Raw genomic sequence first — 18,700 nt, forward strand, 5'->3', positions numbered from 1 at the left:
TGTTATAGATCCTGTGCGCAGAGCTGTGCCCAGAGCTGTGCGCACAGCTGTGCGCAGAACTGTGCACATCCGAAGGGAGACTTCGCCATGCCGATGATCCGGCTCACCGTCCCGCCCGGTTCCCTGACCGAGGAGGGCCGCAGGACCGTCCAGCGCGACCTGGCGGCCGTCCTGCTGCGCTGGGAGGGAGCGCCCGACACCGCGTTCTTCCGCGCCCAGGCGTGGAGCTACCTCGTCGAGCTGCCCGAAGGGGCACAGACGACCGCCGAGGACGACGCACCCCGCTTCCTCGTGGAGGTGACGGTTCCCCGGGGCGCGCTGTCCGAGCGGCGCAGGGCCGGGCTGGTCGAGGACGCCACCAGGACCGTCCTCGACGCCGCCGGGCTCACCCAGTCGGACGCCCCGCGCGTGTGGGCACTGGTGCACGAACAGCCCGACGGCACCTGGGGCGCGGGCGGCTCCGTCATCCGCTACGCCGACCTGGTGGCCTTGGCGAAGGGGCAGCGGGCCGATGCGTGAACTGACCTACACCGGCCGGAACACCGTCGAGTGGCGCGAGGCGCCCGACCCCAAGCTCCAGTCCGACCAGGAGGCGATCGTCGTGCCGGTGGCCGCCACGTCCTGCGACGTCGACTCCATGATCCTGGCCGGTCACGGCTTCATCGACCCGCCCTTCGCCCTCGGTCACGAATGCGTGGGCCGGGTCGTCGAGACCGGCGACGCCGTCACCACCGTCGCCCCCGGTGACCTGGTGGTCGTCCCCTGGTCCATCAACTGCGGCACGTGCGACAACTGCCGCGCCGGACTGACCGCGCACTGCACGGCCGTACCGCACATGGCCATGTACGGCGCGCCGATCGGCGGCAGTTGGGGCGGTCTCTTCTCCGACCTGGTCCGCGTGCCGTGGGCGGACGCCATGCTCGTACCCCTGCCCGCCGGCCTCGACCCGGTCGCCATGGCCTCGGCGAGCGACAACTGGTCCCTGTCGTGGCGCCTGGTGGCCCCCCACCTGAAGAACAAGCCCGGCGCCCGCGTCCTGGTCGTCGCCCGCGGCAGCATCGGCCTGTATGTCTGCGACATCGCCCGCGCGCTCGGCGCCTCCGACATCCTGTACGTCGACCCGGACCCCGAACACCGCGAGATCGCCCGCGGCTACGGCGCCGCCACCGCCGAGACGCTCGAGCCCTTCCCGCATGGCTTCGACATCGCCGTCGAGGCCACCGGACGCGTCGACCAACTCGCCCTGGCCGTCAAGTCCCTTGCCCCGGAAGGCATCTGCGAGTCCGCCGGCAACCACTTCCGGCCCGGCGAGCTGCCCCTGCTCGACATGTACCTCACCGGAGTCACCCTGCGCATCGCCCGCGACAACGTCCGCAACCACATCCCCGACGCCCTCGAACTCGCCGCCTCCGGCAAGGTCGCCCCCGAGCGCGTCGTCTCCCACGTCCTCGACTGGGAGCAACTCCCCGACGCGCTGCCCGAGAAGCACCTCAAGCCCGTCTTCGTCCGCGCCGACAGCTGACCGCGTCCCGACCCCGGCCCTTCACGCCCCGACCGAGAGACCCGCCTGAGCATCCTCCTTCTTCGCAGATGGGCGCCCAAGCCGTCGCGGCCGGGCTCGGCCCGCGCGCCGTTCTCCGGCTCAGCACCGCTCTCATCGCCCTGAGCCTGATCCCGGTGCGCCGCGTGCTGCGGCCCACCCTCCGCCACGACACCGGCGGCGGACCACTCCAGGCCTTCGCCGCGATGTCACGGCGGCCGCCCCCGGTCAGGCGCCCGCCGACCGGTCCGTCGAGCTCGACCTCGCCGGACTGCGCCATCTCGACCATGCCCGCACGAGCGCCTTGCAGAACTGGGCCGACCAGTACAACGCCCGCATCGTCCAGCCCGAGCGCTCCCGCACCCGGGCATGAGTGCCGGCCCGTGGGGCGGTTGTCCCGACCGCCCCACGGGCTCGCGATGACATACGAGGTGAACGGCCACTTGCGTTCACCCGTACCCCCAGCCGTACGCCTGTCCGCTGGTGGGGACAGGAAGAGCGCGGATACGCGGATACGGAGTAGCACGTGCTTCAGCAGCCACGGCAGTCACAGCAGCGATCGCGCGGCCGCGGCGGCCGCGTCACCCGCACGGCCCGCCTGGCGCGCGCTGCCGTACTGGCCGGGAGTCTGGCCCTCCTTCCCCTCAGCACGGCGTGCAGCGGAGGCGAGGACGATGCCGCCAAGAAGAGCAAGGCGTCGCCGACGACAGTGACCGACGCCCCAGCGGCGGGGGCGGTGGCACCGGCGAAGGTCGAGGTGATCGCCAACCTGACCGGCTGCAAGCCCAAGATCCGTATCGACGCGGACGAACTGCGCCAGGGCCTCTGTCACACGAAGGAGATCGACTACCTCATCACCACCTTCCCCGAGGAGAAGTACCAGCAGGCTTGGCTGGACTCCGCCGCCGTCTACGGGGGCAAGTACCTGGTCGGCCTGCGGTGGATCGTCAGCGCGAAGAAACCGGAGATGCTGGAGCAGTTCCGCACCAAGCTCGGCGGGACGATTCGACAACTGCGTGGCATAGGCCCGACCCCGGCCCCGAGCACGTCGTGACAGCCTCCCCGTTCCGGCCCCCGCACTGCGGCGAGTCCGTGGCGGAGGTGTGCCGCCGGACCGTCGCCCGACCTGAGGCTGCCCGCCGATGCCGGTCGGGTGTCGGCCGTGGCCGTGGCGCGCGCTGCGCTGCCGCATGCGCCGGGCGCGCCGCAGCAGTCGTTCCGGCGCGTCGACGTTCCGCTGCTGTCCGCCATTCAGCTCACCGGTCAGTCCGGCCGCTGGAACCCGCGGGCCGGTGCCGTCGGGAGCGGTGAGTCGCGCCGGCCGGGGGTCGGTTCGTAGGAGCTGATCGTGTACAGGGCTTCGTCGTCGATGGAGTTCTTGTCCCAGTCCAGGGAGATCCGCACGGGGTGGCCGTCGGCGGCGTAGTCCGCGTCCGCCGTGTCCGCGTCTTCGCTGCGGGCCTGCTTCAGCGTCTTCAACAGCTCGCCGATCGTGGGTACTTCGGCGCGCAGATCCTGTACCTGCCGCCGGCTGTCCTCGTCGAGCCCGACCACTTCCGCCACCTTGCCGTCGCGTACCTGCACCTGGAAGGTCCCCGCCAGGACCTGGGTGTTCGATGTCAGCGTGTAGGAGTACGAGACAGGTTCCTCCCAGGTGCTCTGTGGCTTGGTCTCGGCGGAACCTGCGGATGTCGAGGAGCCGCAGGCTGTGGTCGCGCACGACAGGGCGGCGAGCAGCACGGCGGCGGACAGGAAACGAGCACGGGCACGTCCGGCGGTCATGGTGACTCCCTCGGGGTCGGTTACCGCTGGGACGCCGGGCGGCTCAAGAACGTTCACGGAGGCCGCGGGCGGGCGCCCCGCTCACTGTCCGACCCGAGCAGGTTCGCCCGCCGGCACACACTTCGGCCGGGACGGCGGGCGGTGCTGTGCTCCAGGGGGGACCTACGGTATGGCCAGCTCGGCCCAGATCGTCTTCCCGGACGAGGTGTACCGCGTGCCCCAGCGCTGGGACACCTGGGCGACGAGGAACAGGCCGCGGCCTCCTTCGTCGTCCCGACGTGCTCGCCGTAGATGGGGTGCGGTGTGCGCGTTGTCGGAGACCTCGCACAGCAGGCAGCGATCCCTGATCAGCCTCAGCATGACGGGCCCGGTGGCGTACCGGATGCCGTTGGTGACCAGCTCGCTCACCACGAGAGAGGCGGTGAACGACAGTTCGGACAGGCCCCAGATCGCCAATTGGCGCTCAGTGAGTGTGCGGGCGTGAGCCACCATGGTCGGCTCAGGCGGCAGCTCCAGGTCCGCCACATGGTCGGCGCCGAGCCGCCGGGTGCGGACGAGCAGCAGCGTGGCATCGTCCGCCTGTGGTCCGGGCGGCATGTCCGACAGCGCCCGGTCGCACAGCTCCTCCAGCGGGCATCGTTGCCAGGTGAGCACCTGGGCCAGACGGTCGATACCGATGTCGATGTCGGTGCGCCGGTCCTCCACGACCCCGTCGGTGAAGAACGCCACCACGCTGCCGCTGGACAGGTTCAGCTCAACGTTCTCGTAGGGCAGGCCCCCCAGCCCCAGGGGCGGTCCCGGCGCCAGCGCGGACAAGGCCACCGAGCCGCTCGCATCGGCCACGATCGGCGGGGGATGGCCCGCGCTCGCCCAGACGCACCGGCTGCTGACCGGGTCGTAGATCGCGTACAGGCAGGTCACCCCGAGCGCCTCGTCGATCGGCCCGCCCTCCGCGTGGGAGTCCGAGTCCTGCGCGACCAGGTCGTCCAGCCGGGTGAGCAGCTCGGCCGGATCCAAGTCCAGCAGGGCCAGGGTCCGTACGGTGGCGCGCAGCCGGCCCATGGTCGCGGCCGCGTGCACACCGTGGCCCACCACGTCGCCGACGGTCAGGCCCACTCGGGCACCGGACAGCGGGATCACGTCGAACCAGTCGCCGCCCACGCCCACGCGGCTGTCGGCAGGCAGGTAGCGGTACGCCACGTCGACGGCGCTCTGCTCAGGCAGGTGCTGTGGCAGCAGGCTGCGCTGCAGTACCAGGGCCGCCGCATGCTGGCTGGTGTAACGGCGGGCGTTGTCGATGCCGACGGCGGCTCGCTCGGCCAGTTCCACGGCGAGCGTCTGCTCCTCGGGGCCGAAGGGATCGGGGTTGCTGCTGCGCCGGAAGGTGACAAGGCCGAGGATCGCATCGCGGGTGAGCAGCGGGACGAACAGGCAGGAGTGCGGGGCGGCCGATCCCTCCCCGCCCGGTGCCTCGGGCGGGGAGGCGTCGACGACGGGGCGGCTGGTGGCCAGGCTCAGTGCCTGCGGTGACGAGGGTGGGTAGGAGACGGGACTGGTCCGGAATCCTTCCGGGGTCCGGCCGTGCATCCGCAGCAGACTGTGCCCCGGCGCCGAGCCCGTCGGCGGCTGCCGTCCCTCGATGACCGCCGGCGGCAGGTCCACGAGCACCTCGTCGGCCAGCTGCGGTACCGCCACGTCGGCAATCTCCGCGGCCGTACGGCGCACGTCCAGCGAGGCACCGATGCGCTTTCCTGCCCGCACCAGCAGCGACAGGCGTTCCTGTGCGCGGTAGCGGTCGGTGATGTCCAGGGACTCCTCGAACAGCCCCAGCGGTTCGCCTCGGGCGTCCAGCATCCGGTGGTACGAGCAGGACCAGACGTGCTCGCGCCCCGGGTCGGCGGGGGCGCGCCCGCGGTAGTGCATGCCGATGATCGGTTCCCCCGTCGTCAGCACGTGCTCCATGATCTGGTCTTCGTCCGGGGGGTGGTGGCGGGAGATGAATTCGCCCTCAGGAAAGAGGTCCGCGGCCGGTCGGCCGGTGTACTGGGCGACTCCCCCGAGTTCCAAGTCGGTGGAGATGTTCCCCCAGACGACGCGCATGTCGCTGTCGAAGATCGTCAGGCCCACGGAAGACTCGGTCGCCAGTCCCTGCAGCATCGCCAACTGCGCTTCCCAGCTGCGTAGCGCCTCCACCTCGGCCGCGACCACGACGGTCGCAGCGACGCCCCGGTCCGAGAGGGGGCTGAACGTCACGGCCGCGCGCAGGGTACGTCCGTCCCGACAGCAGAGGTCCAAGACGGTGCTGCGGGGCTTGTGCGCCTTGCACAGGGCGGACAGCCGCTGGCCCGTGGGCTGGCCCGAGGGAGCGGCCAGCAGCCGGGTGGCCGACTTGCCGAGCACATCCTCGGGTGAATGTCCGAGGAGGCGCTGGGCCGAGAATCCCCACCCGGAAATGCGGCCTTCGTCGTCCAGCACCGCGGCCGCGGCCTTGGAGAGGTCCAGAGGACTATGGAAATCGACGTCGGCCGCATGCGGAAAACGATCCATGACACCGCTTCCCTTCGTGTTTTCTCAGCATCCCGTGCCGCACGACGGACGACAACCGCACGCGCGCTTGTCACCTGCTCACACAGGGCGACCACCGATGGTTTTCCGGACGCGACCCACCAGGCAGCATGCGACGGGGGGCGGCCTGGAAACGGCCCACACGCAACCCCACTCGTCATGGCGCCCGACCCAGCCGCTCGACGAGGTGCCGGCTCATCCCGGCGCCTCCGCCTGCCGCCTGCCGCCGGCCGCCGGCCGTGGTCCGGATGACGGCCGGCCTGCTGAACCGGCTGCCGTGCCTTCGTTCGGCACCGGGGCGAAGCGGCGGTGCCAGGGGGCCGCGGCGGCGGGCTCCGGCCTGGAGGCATGACCCGAGGGTGGCCAGCGGCACGCCGTTCGGACCTCGGTGTGAGCAGCAACAACAGCGGCTGGGCCGCCGGTGACCGCGCGACCGTACGACCAGGCCACCGAGCGCCTCTGCCGACCGGTCCGAACGGCGTACCCCCGTTTGACGTAGACGGGCCTCATCAAGCGGCACTGATCAGGGCTGCAAAAACTGCGCTGTCCACGGCTTGACCAGTGGTGATTGCCCCGCTGTCCACCCGAACGGGCGAGTGGTGAGTAGCACCACAAATACCTCTTCTGGGGGAGATTTTCGACGTGGCGTGCGTCACGATCCTTCTCAAGCCCTCACTGAGGATGGTGAGGCGGTCCGGGTGGACGCCGAATCCTGCCGACGCCCGGATGTCTGACCACACACGGAGATCGGCAGGAGCGGGGGACCCAAGATAAGTGCCGGTCCGCGAACTGACTCTGATGTGACGTCAGTGAATCAGGAGCCGGCTCGGGGTGAAGCCACATGAGTGGGTGTGGCCGGACTTCTTCGCCGTCCGAACCCGACAGCTCACCTCGCAGGCGGCTGACGAAGGTGCGGGAAGCCATGACGGCAACGCAGAACGGCCCGCAGCTCTCGGGGTCCAGGGACGAGCCTCCGAAGAGCAACAAGAAGACGGATGCCTTGATCGCGGTGTTGATCGCGATCATCGGTGGCTGCTTCGCGGGCATCGTCCGTCGGACGATGGAGGGGGTCTCGTACTACGAGGCCATCAGTACAGGAGCCCTTGCGGCACTGGGGCTGGGCGGTTTCATCTTTGTGATCTTGACCTACATCAGGTCTTGATCCAGTAGTACATACGTGGCTTCAACTAGACCCCCACCAACCCTCGGGGGCATCAAGACCAAGGTCTTCACGGAGACCCCGTAGAAGACGTTGAAGGACGCGGGAGAGGTCTTGGCACCCAGACCAAGACCTCTCCTTTCGTGATCATGAAACGGGAACTCATCGTCGCCCGGGCCGTGTGCTTGGCGCCGAGCACTTCTTCTGCCGGAGTTCATGCCTTTGAGGCAGAACACAGGATCGTGCTGCCCGAGCCGTATCGGGCCTTCGTCGCTGAGATAGCGGACGGTTCGTACTCCGGGCCGCCCGAGTATGGACTGCTGTCGGTGGCGGAGCTGCCGGACGACTGGGGCGATGACGAGCAGGAACGCGACCTGAGTAAGCCGTTCCCGCTGGTGGAGGCATGGATGTGGGAGGAGGACTCGGACCCGTCCGAGGATGCCGACGAGCTCCTGGAGCAGGTCTACAACCACGGCTCGATCGTGCTCGGCACCGACGGGTGCGCGATGAACTGGCATCTCATCGTCACCGGACCTCACCGAGGACACGTCTGGCTGATCAGTGACGTCGGCGCTGTCCCCTTCGGTGCGCAGTTCGGGTTCACCACTGCTGAGCCTGGCTTTGCGGGCTGGGTCCGGCATTGGGCAGCGAACAAGCCCTGGCATGACGCTGCGTGACTTTTCAGGAGTGCGGCCTGCGGCGGTTCTCTCCAATCCGATCGACTTCATGGGTTCAGTGAGCGGGACGAAGCTGTCGGCTGGGCGACGGGGCGGCCGACCACGGCCACGGCGCGCAGGATGCCGGTGTCGTCGGCGGCACCGACCGAGAAGACCTGTCCGGCGGGCGGGGGGTGGTGCCGATGCCGGAGGCGGACGAAATCCTCGGCGTCACGGGAGCGGACGGGCACCAGGTGCGGGCGGGACTCGTTCATGCCGCCGTTCCGAAGTCGGACTGCGGCGGCGTGTGTTTCGCTGCGCCGTGCTCGACTTGCGCCCGTGGTGTCTGGAGCCCGGCGCGGCAGAACTGTCTGCGGCGTCCGACCACGCGTCGAAGGTGACCACGCTGGTCGATCCACCGCCCGGCCTCGGTGATCGAGCGGGCCTCTGCTACTTGGCGGGCCTCCGCGAACGAGGCCGAGGTCGTGGCTGGCTTTGATGCGTAGCCGGCGGCTACGCGGCTCGGTAGTCGGCGAGCGGGGACGTGTCCTGATGAGTGCCTGTGTCTGACCCGGCCCTGCCAGGCCGGCGTCCTCATGTCCGGTGCCAGGCGACGTTGTGGAACACCGCGAGGGGCAGCCGGATCCCGGCTGCCCCTCGCACCCGCTTCAGCGGTCCGGCGTCGCGGTCCGGACCTGCTGCCTGGTCATCTGGACAGCGGCGTAGACGACGAGCGGGGTTGCCATCGCGGGCAGGGTGCGGCGGATGACGAGGCCGAGGGCGACGCCCAGGACGAAGGCGAAAGCGGCCTGGGCCATGGGGACGACACCCCGTGCGGCGAAGGTCACGGGGTCGAGCCGCGGGAAGTACGTGTCCGTCGCGCCACCGTCGTTGACAGCCCGGTCGATGGGGCTGCTCCACCAACTCACCGCGAGTGCGGCCAGTCGGGCCGCGGTCAGGGCGGCCGCCGCACCAAGGCCCGGCTTGGTCGCCGGCCGGCGTGTGCGGGTGACGCCCTGGTTCCACGCCAGGTAGTGGGTACCGGTCTCCAGTTCACGGGAGATCAGCGGCGCGCGGCACGGAGTTCACCACCGGGCACCTCGATCCGGAAGCCGGAAGCCGAGCTGACCACACGGGACGCCCGCTGGCAGCTGTGGGCGGGGAACTCCAAGCTCAGTCGTGCGCCCCGGAGGGCGCCTGACGGGCATCTTGCCTGGTCAGGCGCCCTTTTTCGGTGGCTAGAAGAAGCCCAGCTTCTTCGGCGAGTACGACACCAGTAGGTTCTTCGTCTGCTGGTAGTGGTCCAGCATCATCTTGTGGGTCTCGCGGCCGATGCCCGAGCCCTTGTAGCCGCCGAACGCCGCGTGGGCCGGGTAGGCGTGGTAGCAGTTCGTCCAGACGCGGCCCGCCTGGATGGCACGGCCCGCGCGGTACGCGGTGTTGATGTCCCGCGTCCATACGCCCGCGCCGAGCCCGTACAGCGTGTCGTTGGCGATCTTGATGGCGTCGTCGAAGTCATTGAACGACGTCACCGAGACGACCGGACCGAAGATCTCCTCCTGGAAGATCCGCATACGGTTGTCGCCCTCGAAGATGGTCGGCTGGACGTAGTAACCGCCCTTCAACTCACCGTCGTGCTCGATGCGTTCGCCGCCGGTGAGGATCTTCGCGCCCTCCTGCCGGCCGATGTCCAGATAGGAGAGGATCTTCTCCAGCTGGTCGTTGGACGCCTGGGCGCCGATCATCGTGTCCGTGTCGAGCGGGTGACCGGTCTTGATCAGCTCGGTGCGGGCGACCGCCGCCTCCATGAACTCGGCGTACTGGCCGCGCTGGACGAGCGCCCGGGACGGGCAGGTGCACACCTCGCCCTGGTTGAGGGCGAACATCGTGAAGCCTTCGAGCGCCTTGTCACGGAAGTCGTCGTTCGCCGACCAGACGTCGTCGAAGAAGATGTTCGGGGACTTGCCGCCGAGTTCGAGCGTGACCGGGGTGATGTTCTCGGAGGCGTACTGCATGATCAGCCGCCCCGTCGTGGTCTCGCCGGTGAACGCCACCTTCGCCACCCGCGGGCTGGACGCGAGCGGTTTGCCCGCCTCCACCCCGAACCCGTTGACGATGTTCAGCACGCCCGGCGGCAGCAGGTCGGCCACCAGGCTCAGCCAGTAGTGGATGGACGCCGGGGTCTGTTCGGCGGGCTTGAGGACGACCGCGTTGCCCGCCGCGAGGGCCGGGGCGAGCTTCCACGTCGCCATCAGGATCGGGAAGTTCCACGGGATGATCTGCGCGACCACGCCGAGCGGCTCGTGGAAGTGGTACGCGACCGTGTCGTCGTCGACCTCGCCGAGGGAACCCTCCTGCGCGCGGATCGCGCCCGCGAAGTAGCGGAAGTGGTCGATGGCCAGCGGAATGTCCGCGGCCAGCGTCTCACGGACCGGTTTGCCGTTCTCCCAGCTCTCCGCGACCGCCAGCTTCTCCAGGTTCGCCTCCATCCGGTCGGCGATGCGGCGGAGGATGTCGGAGCGCTCCGCCACGGACGTGCGGCCCCAGGCGGGGGCGACCGCGTGCGCGGCGTCGAGCGCGCGCTCCACGTCCTCGGCCGTGCCCCGCGCGATCTCCGTGAACGGCTGCCCGTTCACCGGGCTCGGGTTCTCGAAGTACTGTCCGCGGGCCGGCGGCACGTACTCGCCGCCGATGAAGTGGTCATAGCGCGCCTGGTAGGAGACGATCGCGCCGTCGGTGCCGGGCGCTGCGAAACGGGTCATGCTGGCCTGCCTCCCTCAGAAGCGCTGCCCGCCGTTGGGCAGCTCTCGGCGCGAGGCTAGGGACGAGGACGTTGCAACGACGTTGCGGACCTCGCGCCCCCGGGCGCGGCGGGGCGCGGTGCCTCACCGGGGCGCCGAACGGGCCCAACCCGCCGGCGCCGACAGCTCGTACTCCAGCTCGTCGAGGCGTGCCCTCACCGGCGCCGTCGGCCGCACCGCCGCCAGCGCACGCCATACGTCGAGATCGTCCTCGCCCCACGGCGCGTGCGCCCAGTCCGCCAGCAGATCGGGGTCGCGGCGCGCGATGAGCGCCGTACGCAGTCCGTCGGCGATCCTGCGCCGCAGCCGGGCCACCGCCGGAGCCTGCGAACCGGGCAGCAACGGACCCGCGTACGCCGCCACGGCCGCCGTGACCGCCCCGGTCCCAAGACGCCGCTCCACGACCGCCACGTCGGACTCCACCGCGGCCGTGAGCCGGTAGGGGCGCGAGGCCAGCAGACCGGGACCGAGGAGGCGGCGCAGCCTGGCCAGTTCGGCGCGCAGCGTCACCGGTGTCACCGACTCGTCCTCGTACAGCGCGCACAGCAGCTCGTCGCCGGTCAGCCCCTCGGGATGGTGGGCCAGCAGCACCAGGATCTCGCTGTGCCGGCGGCTGAGCCGGATCTTCCGCCCGCCCGCGAGGAGCTGTGCCTCGTCGCGGCCCAGCGCGGTCAGTTCGAGCGTGTCCGCCGTGCCGCGCGCCGGCGCGAGCAGCGCCAGCTGGGACTCGGCCGCCCGTGCCACCGCCTGTACGAAGCCGAGGCTGTGCGGATGCGCGAGCCCGTCCCCGCCGGTGATGTCGACCGCGCCGAGCACCCGCCCGGTGCGTGGATCGTGCACCGGCGCCGCCGCGCACGTCCATGGCTGGACCCGCCGGATGAAGTGCTCGGCCGCGAACACCTGCACCGGCCGGTCCAACGCCACAGCGGTCCCCGGCGCGTTCGTCCCGACCGCGCTCTCCGCCCAGCGCGCACCCGGCACGAAGTTCATCCCGTCCGCCCGCTGGCGCACCGCCGGATGCCCCTCGACCCACAGCAGCCTGCCCTGCGCGTCGCACACCGCCAGCAGATGCTCCCCGTCCGCCGCGAACGTGCCCATCAGCTCACGGAACAACGGCATCACCGGTGCGAGCGGGTGCTCCGCCCGGTACGAGCCGAGGTCGCCGTCGGTGAGCTCCACGCTCGCGGTGCCGTCCGGGCCCACCCCGGCCCGCGCGGAACGCCGCCAGGAGTCGGCCACCACGGAACGCACCGGCCGTGGCACCGTGCCCGCCGCCGTGCCCGCCGCTGTGAACGTCTCGTGGGCACGGCGCAGCGCCCGCACACGCTCGGCGGGGTCGGCACCCGGCTCCAGTGCCACCCATGGATCGGACAACTCGGCCTCCCCGGAAGGCGATGCGGCGGCGATGCGGCTGAGGACATCGTCACTCCCGGGTTCGGCACGGACAACCGTTTCGACCACGTCGGCCCGAACGAGCGCATCGTCAGGCGAAGTTGACGAGCCTCATGTACCGGACCCAGTCCCAGTTCGGCCCCGGATCGGTGTGGTCCGTCCCCGGCACCTCGTAGTGGCCGATGATGTGCGCCCGGTCCTTCGGAATGCCGTACTGGGCGCAGATCGCCGCCGTCAGCCTGGCGGACTCCTCGTACAGGGCGTCGGTGAAGTACGCGGGCTGGTCCACCCACCCCTCGTGCTCGATGCCGATGCTGCGCGTGTTGTAGTCCCAGTTGCCCGCGTGCCAGGCGATGTCGCGCTCCCGGACGCACTGCGCGACGTGCCCGTCGGCGGACCGTACGACGTAGTGCGCGGACACGCCCTTCTGTGGGTTCCGGAAGATGTCCAGCGTCGTCGGGTACGTCTCCTGCGTCACGTGGATGACCACGTAGTCGAGGGGATAGCTCGAAGGGCGGCTGGACGCCGTGTAGTTGGACGTGCTGGCCGCCGTCCACTCGGCGGACGGATAGTCGACGGCCCGGGGCTCGGCGCCGGCCTGCGCGGCGGGCAATAACGCGTAGGGGACCGCGGCGACGGCCGCGCCCTTCAGCAGCTGCCGTCTGCTGGGCAGCGCTCTGGCTCGCTCCATGGGGGAAGCACCTTTCTGCGTGGGGGAGAGGAAGGGGGAGGGGGAGTCGTGTGCCGGGTGCTCAACGCCGAAGCCCCGCGGCCCTTTCCCGCGGCCGCGCGTGGGTCGGAGCGCTTCCTCCGGCGGGCGAGTCGATGCGGGCGTCGCTCATGGCTGCACGGCTCCGTTCTGCCGAAGGTCGGGCGAGGGGGTCGCGTCGAGACGGACACGGGCGGTCTCGGCTGTGCGCCCGTGGTGGCGCCGCAACGATCAGCACCACGACCCCGGCCATCATCCACGCGCCGACGACCGGTCCCGGGTACGACACGGGCGTGGTCGGCGCCGCTCCGGAACAGGACCTCGCGCGGCCCGGTCACCTCGCGCCGCAGCCCCGGAATCGTCTCCCTCGACATGTGAAACCCCCCATCCACCAGGACACACAGCCGTCCGCCCGACGGCTGCCCCTCACGTGAATGACGGTACGGCGCTTGCCGGTTGGGCAGGAAGAGCGCGGCGTCTTCGGTGGACAACCACGGGACTGTGGACAACTCCGTCACCCACAAGGGGGATGGAGACACCCATGAGAGGGACGGGGCGCCGGCCTACCGGTGCGTCGCCGCGCGGGCACTGTCCTGTGCCCGTTCCGCCACCGCCGCCGGGTCGTCGAGCACCGCCCGCACCACCGCGTGCGCGGCCCCCAGCAGCGGCCCCTCGGAACCGAGCCGCGAGACGGACACCGCGCAGGCGGGACCGGCCGTGCGCCGGGCCAGCTCCCGTTCCAGCGACGGCAGCAGCCAGGGCGCCAGGCCCGCCAGCGCACCGCCCAGCACGACCGTCTCCGGATCCAGCAGATTGACCGCCCCGGTCAGCGCGATACCGAGCGCGGTCCCGGCGTCGCGCAGCGCCCCGCGTACGTCCTCGTCCCCCTGAGCCGCGCGCTCGGCCAGCAGCCCGACGCGGTCCTCGCCGGGCTCCAGACCGGCCGCGCGCAGCACGGCCTCCTCGCCCGCGTACTGCTCCAGACAGCCGTGCCCGCCGCAGGGGCACTCCGGTCCGTCCGGGTGCACGGGCACATGCCCCAGCTCGCCCGCGAAACCGCGGGTCCCGCGCAGCAGCCGCCCGTCCACGACCACCGCGCCGCCGATGCCGATCTCCGCCGACACATGGAGGAAGTCGCGTGGCGTGCCGTCGCCCAGCCAGAGTTCCGCGAGGCCGCCGAAGTTGGCCTCGTTGTCCACGGTCAGCGGCAGCTCGTCGGGCAGCAGCGCGCCGAGGTCCGTGTCGTGCCAGTCGAGGTTCGGGGCACGGACCACGGTCCTGGCGTCCCGCGCGACCAGACCCGGTACGGCCACGGCGAGGCCCGCGGGCCACAGCCCTTCCTGTTCCGCCTCGGCGACGACCCGGCGCACCAGCCGGGTGAGTTCCCCGATCACCGCCGCGGGCTCCCGGCCCCGGTTGGTGCCGTTCCGTACGGCCCGTGCCCGCACCGCGCCGCGCAGATCGACCGCGCACACGGCGAGGTGGTCGACGCCGATCTCCGCACCGATCCCGGCCGGTCCGCGTCCGCTGACCGCGAGGGCCGAACCCGGGCGTCCCACCCGGCCGGGGCGCTCGGGCCCCAGCTCCTCGAGGAGCCCCGAGCGGATCAGTTCGTCGACCAGGGTGGAGACGGCCGCCCGGGTCAGGCCGATGTGCGAGGCGACGGCGGCGCGGGACAGCGGTCCCTCGGCGCTCACGGTGTGCATCACCCGCGCCAGGTTGCGGCGGCGCATGCCCTGTTGCGTGTCGGGCAGCCGACGGCCCCGGCCGGCCGGGTGTGCCTCGTGCAGCGGTGCGGTCATGCCTCCCTCGAATCTCGTCGGCGCGGGCCTCGACGCGTCAGCGCCGGTCCGGTTCCCGCTCCAGCAGCGGCGCCGCGTCGGAGAGTACCCCGGAGATCCTGGCCAGCGTCGCCTCGTCCCGTTCCACGGCATCGAGCACCGGCCCGTGAGCCGTGTCCCAGCGCCGGGCCACCGCCGCCGGATCCTCGCCCGTCAGCACCCCGGCGGCCTGCGCCGCGGCGCCGAGCGCGACCAGCTCCCTGGCCTCGGGCACCTGAACGGGACGCCCCGACAGCCGGCGTACCGTCTGCTGCCACGCCGTGCCCCGTGCCCCGCCCCCGATGAGCAGCAGCGGAGCCGAGCGGTCCGCGTCCGCGTCGAGTACCAGGTCGAGGGCGCCCAGCAGTGCGTGGACCGCTCCGTCGTAGGCCGCCTGGAGCAGCTGTCCGCCCGTCGTGTCGTGCCGCAGTCCGTGCAGCAGACCCGAGGCGTGCGGCAGATCCGGGGTGCGCTCGCCGTCCAGGTAAGGGAGCAGGGTCACGCCCGTGCCCGGCTCCACCGCCTCCCGGTCCAGGCCGAGCAGCGCGGCGACGCGGTCGACGGCGAGGGTGCAGTTGAGCGTGCAGGCCAGCGGCAGCCAGTCGCCGCGCGCGTCGGCGAAGCCCGCCACGGTCCCGGTGGGGTCGGCGGGGCGCCGGGTCGAGACCGCGTACACCGTGCCGGAGGTGCCGAGGCTCAGTACCGGCGTGCCCGGGCGCAGGCCGAGGCCCAGCGCGGCGGCCGCGTTGTCGCCGGTGCCCGGGGCGACCAGAGTGCCCTTGGAGAACGGCAGGTCATGGCTGTCGCGCACGGTGCCGACGACCTCACCCGGGCGCACCACGCGGGGCAGCAGCGCCGGATCGAGGCCCACATGCGTGAGGACCTCCTCGTCGTACGACTCCGTCGCGGACGCCCACCAGCCCGTACCGGAGACATCACCGCGGTCGGTCGTGCCCTGTCCCGTGAGGCGTTCGGTGAGGTAGTCGTGCGGCAGGCGTACCGCGGCGGTCGCGCGGACCGCCTCGGGCTCGTGCTCCGTCAGCCAGGCCCACTTCGTGACCGTGAACGAGGGGCCCGGCACGCTGCCCGTGCGCTCGGCCCAGGCCTTCGGGCCGCCCAGTTCCTCGATCAGCCGGCGGGCTTGCGGCGCCGAGCGCACGTCGTTCCACAGCAGTGCCGGGCGCACCGGGTCGCCGTGCGCGTCGAGGGTGACGAGGCCGTGCTGCTGGCCGCCGACCGAGATCGCCGCCGCCTCGTGTGCCGCGTCGCCGCACTGGTGCAGGGCCTCGCACAGGGCGTCCCACCACTGCCGCGGATCACTCTCGCGGCCCGCCCCGGCGGAGACGGTGTGGGGCGCCTGGCCGCTCGCCACCACCCGTCCGGTCGATGCGTCGACCACCAGGGCCTTGGTGGACTGGGTGGATGTGTCCACACCGACGACGAGCGGACCCTCGGCTGCTGACATCGGGCTCTCCCTCTTCCGCGGCTCGCGGGATCTGGCCTGTTGGGAACGGAAACACCTCTGGGACCACAACGCCTCTGGGCACCCAGTACCTCTGGAACGAAAACACCTCGTCTCCCGGCGGAGACACATCCTCTCTTCCCAGAGATGCCTCCGCATACTAATTTGTTAACCGCCATGACGAAATAGTCGGAGCAAGCAAGGAGCCGCGACATGAACTACCAGCCCACCCCCGAGGACAGGTTCACCTTCGGCCTGTGGACCGTCGGCTGGCAGGGAAGGGACCCGTTCGGCGACGCCACCCGGCGCGCCCTGGACCCGGTCGAGACGGTGCAGCGCCTCGCCGGGCTCGGTGCCCACGGAGTGACCTTCCACGACGACGACCTGATCCCCTTCGGGTCCTCGGACACCGAGCGCGAGTCGCACATCAAGCGCTTCCGGCAGGCCCTCGACGCCACCGGCATGGCCGTGCCGATGGCCACCACCAACCTCTTCACGCACCCCGTCTTCAAGGACGGGGCGTTCACCGCCAACGACCGGGACGTCCGCCGTTACGCCCTGCGCAAGACGATCCGCAACATCGACCTCGCGGCCGAGCTGGGGGCGAAGACGTACGTCGCCTGGGGCGGCCGGGAGGGTGCCGAGTCCGGCGCCGCCAAGGACGTACGCGTCGCACTCGACCGGATGAAGGAGGCCTTCGACCTCCTCGGCGAGTACGTCACCGCCCAGGGCTACGACCTGCGTTTCGCCATCGAGCCCAAGCCGAACGAGCCGCGCGGCGACATCCTGCTGCCGACCGTCGGCCACGCGCTGGCGTTCATCGAGCGCCTGGAACGCCCGGAGCTGTACGGCGTCAACCCCGAGGTGGGTCACGAGCAGATGGCCGGGCTGAACTTCCCGCACGGCATCGCCCAGGCCCTGTGGGCGGGCAAGCTCTTCCACATCGACCTCAACGGCCAGTCCGGCATCAAGTACGACCAGGACCTGCGCTTCGGGGCGGGCGATCTGCGCGCCGCCTTCTGGCTGGTCGACCTTCTGGAGAGCGCCGGCTACGAGGGCCCGAAGCACTTCGACTTCAAGCCGCCGCGGACGGAGGACCTCGACGGCGTGTGGGCCTCGGCCGCGGGCTGCATGCGCAACTACCTCATCCTCAAGGAGCGTACGGCCGCCTTCCGCGCCGACCCCGAGGTCCAGGAGGCGCTGCGCGCCGCGCGGCTGGACGAGCTGGCGCAGCCCACCGCCGGGGACGGTCTGACGGCGCTGCTCGCCGACCGTACGGCGTTCGAGGACTTCGACGTGGAGGCGGCCGCCGCGCGGGGGATGGCCTTCGAGCAGTTGGACCAGCTGGCGATGGACCACCTGCTGGGGGCGCGTGGCTGATCGCGTTGCGGAGCGGCCATGCGATCGGTCTCCGCGCGGAATTGCTCCGGAATCGTGCGGTCCATGGCATCGGTCCGTATCAACTTCCGCGCGGGGGTCGCGTCATGACCGGTTCGAGGCGACTCTGGACGGTATGGCCATGCCGCCCGTACCGCCTCAGCCGCCGGGAGAGAACCCGCATCCCCACAACGGGGGCTTCGGGCCGCCGCCGGGTGTGCCGCCCGGCGGCCATGGACCACCGACCGATGACTACGGGACGTCGTCCGGGGGGTACGTCTCCAGCGGATACGGTCCGCCGCAGGGCGGCGGGAACTGGTCGTCGGGGCAGGGCGGGGGAGAAGGATGGCCACCCGGACAGGGCGGGGGAGAAGGATGGCCACCCGGGCAGGGCGGGGGAGAAGGATGGCCACCCGGACAGGGCGGGGGCGGAGGATGGCCGCCGCCGCCCTCGGGACCGCCCGGCGGTCCGGGGCGCCGCCGCAACGTGCTCTTCATCGTGCTCGCCGTGGTCGTGACCTTGGGAGCCGTGACCGCCGTGGTGCTGATGGCCAATGGCAGGGGTGACGGCTCGACCGACAAGAAGTCACCCGCCGAGAGCAGCAAGGGCACGGGCCGCTCGCCCACGCCGTCGCTGAGCATCCCGTCCGCGATTCCCAGCGAGATTCCCACGGAACTGCCCTCCGGGTTCCCCTCGAAACTGCCCAGCGGCTTCCCCAGTGGCCTTCCCAGCGACTTTCCCAGCGACTTCCCGAGTGAGTTGCCGAGCGGCCTCGAGTCGCTCTTCGCGGCCCCGGCGGGCGACGAAGTGCCGTACTACATGCTGAAGAAGGGCGACTGCTTCGACACCAGCGTCAGCCGGCCCGGCCAGGCCGCCAAGCGCTCCTGCCGCACGCCGCACGACGCGGAAGTCGTGAAAGTGACGGAGTTGAAGGGCGGTTACGCGACCGACGCCGCGCTGAAGAAGGCGGCGGCGGGCCTGTGCGAGGCGTCGCTGGCGCGCACGGAGGCCCAGCACGCCGCCGGTACCGTGCGTGGCACGCTCGTGCAGTATCCGGACACGGCGGGATACAAGCTCGGCATCGACAAGGTCGCGTGCAGCCTGACCGCGGACGTCGGTGGTGGGGACCGCAAGTTCACCGCGCCGCTGAAGTGAGCCGAAACGAACGCCACGCGCGCGTGGAGGTCCGACAGGAACGGCACGCACGCGTGGAGGCCGAAAACGCGGCTCGGACCACTCCGGCGCGGTCTCTGTCTCTCCTCTCTCCTCCGCCGGATGCGCGCTTCCCAGGGGCAGACGCCCTGGGAACGGCCCCGCCACGCGAGACGTGTGCCGGGGCCGTGGACCTGCGCGGAGCGGACCGTTCAGAGGGCGGCCGGGTGCTCACCGCGGCGTCCGGCGTGGCGGGCCGGGGCCGCGGTGAGCGTCCGAGGAGC

General features: G+C 71.2%; 16 protein-coding genes and 1 riboswitch. Of the genes, 7 read left to right on the plus strand and 9 right to left on the minus strand.

The features are described 5' to 3' along the window. The first annotated feature begins 87 nt into the window (after positions 1-87). The 3 genes from SAVERM_RS36820 to SAVERM_RS36830 all read left to right on the plus strand — a co-directional run bounded on the left by SAVERM_RS36820 (position 88) and on the right by SAVERM_RS36830 (position 2,594). Complete coding sequence (locus SAVERM_RS36820) at positions 88-519, plus strand: tautomerase family protein (RefSeq protein WP_037647054.1); 432 nt, start codon at positions 88-90, stop codon at positions 517-519. After that, on the plus strand, positions 512-1,522 hold the full coding sequence (locus SAVERM_RS36825) for a zinc-dependent alcohol dehydrogenase (RefSeq protein WP_010988564.1): 1,011 nt from the start codon (positions 512-514) through the stop codon (positions 1,520-1,522). The genes SAVERM_RS36820 and SAVERM_RS36825 overlap by 8 nt, the downstream gene beginning before the upstream one ends. Positions 1,523-2,066: 544 nt before the next feature. Next, positions 2,067-2,594 (plus strand): hypothetical protein, encoded by a 528-nt coding sequence (locus tag SAVERM_RS36830; protein ID WP_010988565.1) that lies wholly within the window; start codon positions 2,067-2,069, stop codon positions 2,592-2,594. Between the two features lie 209 nt (positions 2,595-2,803). Here the strand turns inward: SAVERM_RS36830 and SAVERM_RS36835 are convergent, their stop codons facing one another. Both SAVERM_RS36835 and SAVERM_RS36840 read right to left on the minus strand, forming a co-directional pair. Continuing rightward, positions 2,804-3,322 carry a DUF6174 domain-containing protein gene (locus SAVERM_RS36835; protein WP_042493996.1) on the minus strand — a complete coding sequence of 173 codons (519 nt, stop codon included), beginning with the start codon at positions 3,320-3,322 and terminating at the stop codon, positions 2,804-2,806. A gap of 162 nt (positions 3,323-3,484) precedes the next feature. Beyond that, positions 3,485-5,869, minus strand: coding sequence for a SpoIIE family protein phosphatase (locus SAVERM_RS36840; protein WP_010988567.1), 2,385 nt, complete (start codon positions 5,867-5,869; stop codon positions 3,485-3,487). Between the two features lie 747 nt (positions 5,870-6,616). Beyond that, a riboswitch (cyclic di-AMP (ydaO/yuaA leader) is annotated at positions 6,617-6,802 on the plus strand. A gap of 7 nt (positions 6,803-6,809) precedes the next feature. Between SAVERM_RS36840 and SAVERM_RS36845 the strand changes: the two genes are divergently transcribed. Both SAVERM_RS36845 and SAVERM_RS36850 read left to right on the plus strand, forming a co-directional pair. After that, positions 6,810-7,049, plus strand: a complete 240-nt coding sequence (locus SAVERM_RS36845) for a hypothetical protein (RefSeq protein ID WP_037647056.1) — start codon at positions 6,810-6,812, stop codon at positions 7,047-7,049. A gap of 146 nt (positions 7,050-7,195) precedes the next feature. Beyond that, the gene (locus SAVERM_RS36850; RefSeq protein WP_042494641.1) at positions 7,196-7,723 is read left to right on the plus strand and encodes an SMI1/KNR4 family protein; all 528 of its coding nucleotides are present in this window, start codon (positions 7,196-7,198) and stop codon (positions 7,721-7,723) included. A gap of 47 nt (positions 7,724-7,770) precedes the next feature. Here the strand turns inward: SAVERM_RS36850 and SAVERM_RS43140 are convergent, their stop codons facing one another. The 7 genes from SAVERM_RS43140 to xylB form a co-directional block, all read right to left on the minus strand. Further along, entirely contained in the window at positions 7,771-7,977 is a 207-nt protein-coding gene (locus SAVERM_RS43140; protein ID WP_010988570.1) for an XF1762 family protein, read from the minus strand. Positions 7,978-8,370: 393 nt separating this feature from the next. Beyond that, positions 8,371-8,631, minus strand: a complete 261-nt coding sequence (locus tag SAVERM_RS45105; protein WP_010988571.1) for a hypothetical protein — start codon at positions 8,629-8,631, stop codon at positions 8,371-8,373. 309 nt (positions 8,632-8,940) lie between these two features. Next, positions 8,941-10,464 carry an acetaldehyde dehydrogenase ExaC gene (exaC, locus tag SAVERM_RS36865; RefSeq protein ID WP_010988572.1) on the minus strand — a complete coding sequence of 508 codons (1,524 nt, stop codon included), beginning with the start codon at positions 10,462-10,464 and terminating at the stop codon, positions 8,941-8,943. A gap of 123 nt (positions 10,465-10,587) precedes the next feature. Further along, positions 10,588-11,877, minus strand: a complete 1,290-nt coding sequence (locus SAVERM_RS36870; RefSeq protein ID WP_010988573.1) for a helix-turn-helix domain-containing protein — start codon at positions 11,875-11,877, stop codon at positions 10,588-10,590. A 109-nt stretch (positions 11,878-11,986) separates the two neighbouring features. Next, positions 11,987-12,586 carry an N-acetylmuramoyl-L-alanine amidase gene (locus SAVERM_RS36875; RefSeq protein WP_010988574.1) on the minus strand — a complete coding sequence of 200 codons (600 nt, stop codon included), beginning with the start codon at positions 12,584-12,586 and terminating at the stop codon, positions 11,987-11,989. Between the two features lie 581 nt (positions 12,587-13,167). Then, entirely contained in the window at positions 13,168-14,406 is a 1,239-nt protein-coding gene (locus tag SAVERM_RS36880; protein WP_010988575.1) for an ROK family transcriptional regulator, read from the minus strand. Positions 14,407-14,443: 37 nt separating this feature from the next. After that, complete coding sequence (gene xylB, locus SAVERM_RS36885) at positions 14,444-15,889, minus strand: xylulokinase (RefSeq protein WP_010988576.1); 1,446 nt, start codon at positions 15,887-15,889, stop codon at positions 14,444-14,446. A 210-nt stretch (positions 15,890-16,099) separates the two neighbouring features. Here xylB and xylA point away from each other — a divergent pair, with 210 nt between their 5' ends. Together xylA and SAVERM_RS43785 are read left to right on the plus strand one after the other, a co-directional pair. Beyond that, positions 16,100-17,266 carry a xylose isomerase gene (gene xylA / locus SAVERM_RS36890; RefSeq protein ID WP_010988577.1) on the plus strand — a complete coding sequence of 389 codons (1,167 nt, stop codon included), beginning with the start codon at positions 16,100-16,102 and terminating at the stop codon, positions 17,264-17,266. Between the two features lie 484 nt (positions 17,267-17,750). Then, positions 17,751-18,419, plus strand: a complete 669-nt coding sequence (locus SAVERM_RS43785) for a hypothetical protein (RefSeq protein ID WP_063774021.1) — start codon at positions 17,751-17,753, stop codon at positions 18,417-18,419. Positions 18,420-18,700: the final 281 nt, after the last annotated feature.

Source organism: Streptomyces avermitilis MA-4680 = NBRC 14893, assembly GCF_000009765.2.
In the GTDB taxonomy this organism is placed as follows: domain Bacteria; phylum Actinomycetota; class Actinomycetes; order Streptomycetales; family Streptomycetaceae; genus Streptomyces; species Streptomyces avermitilis.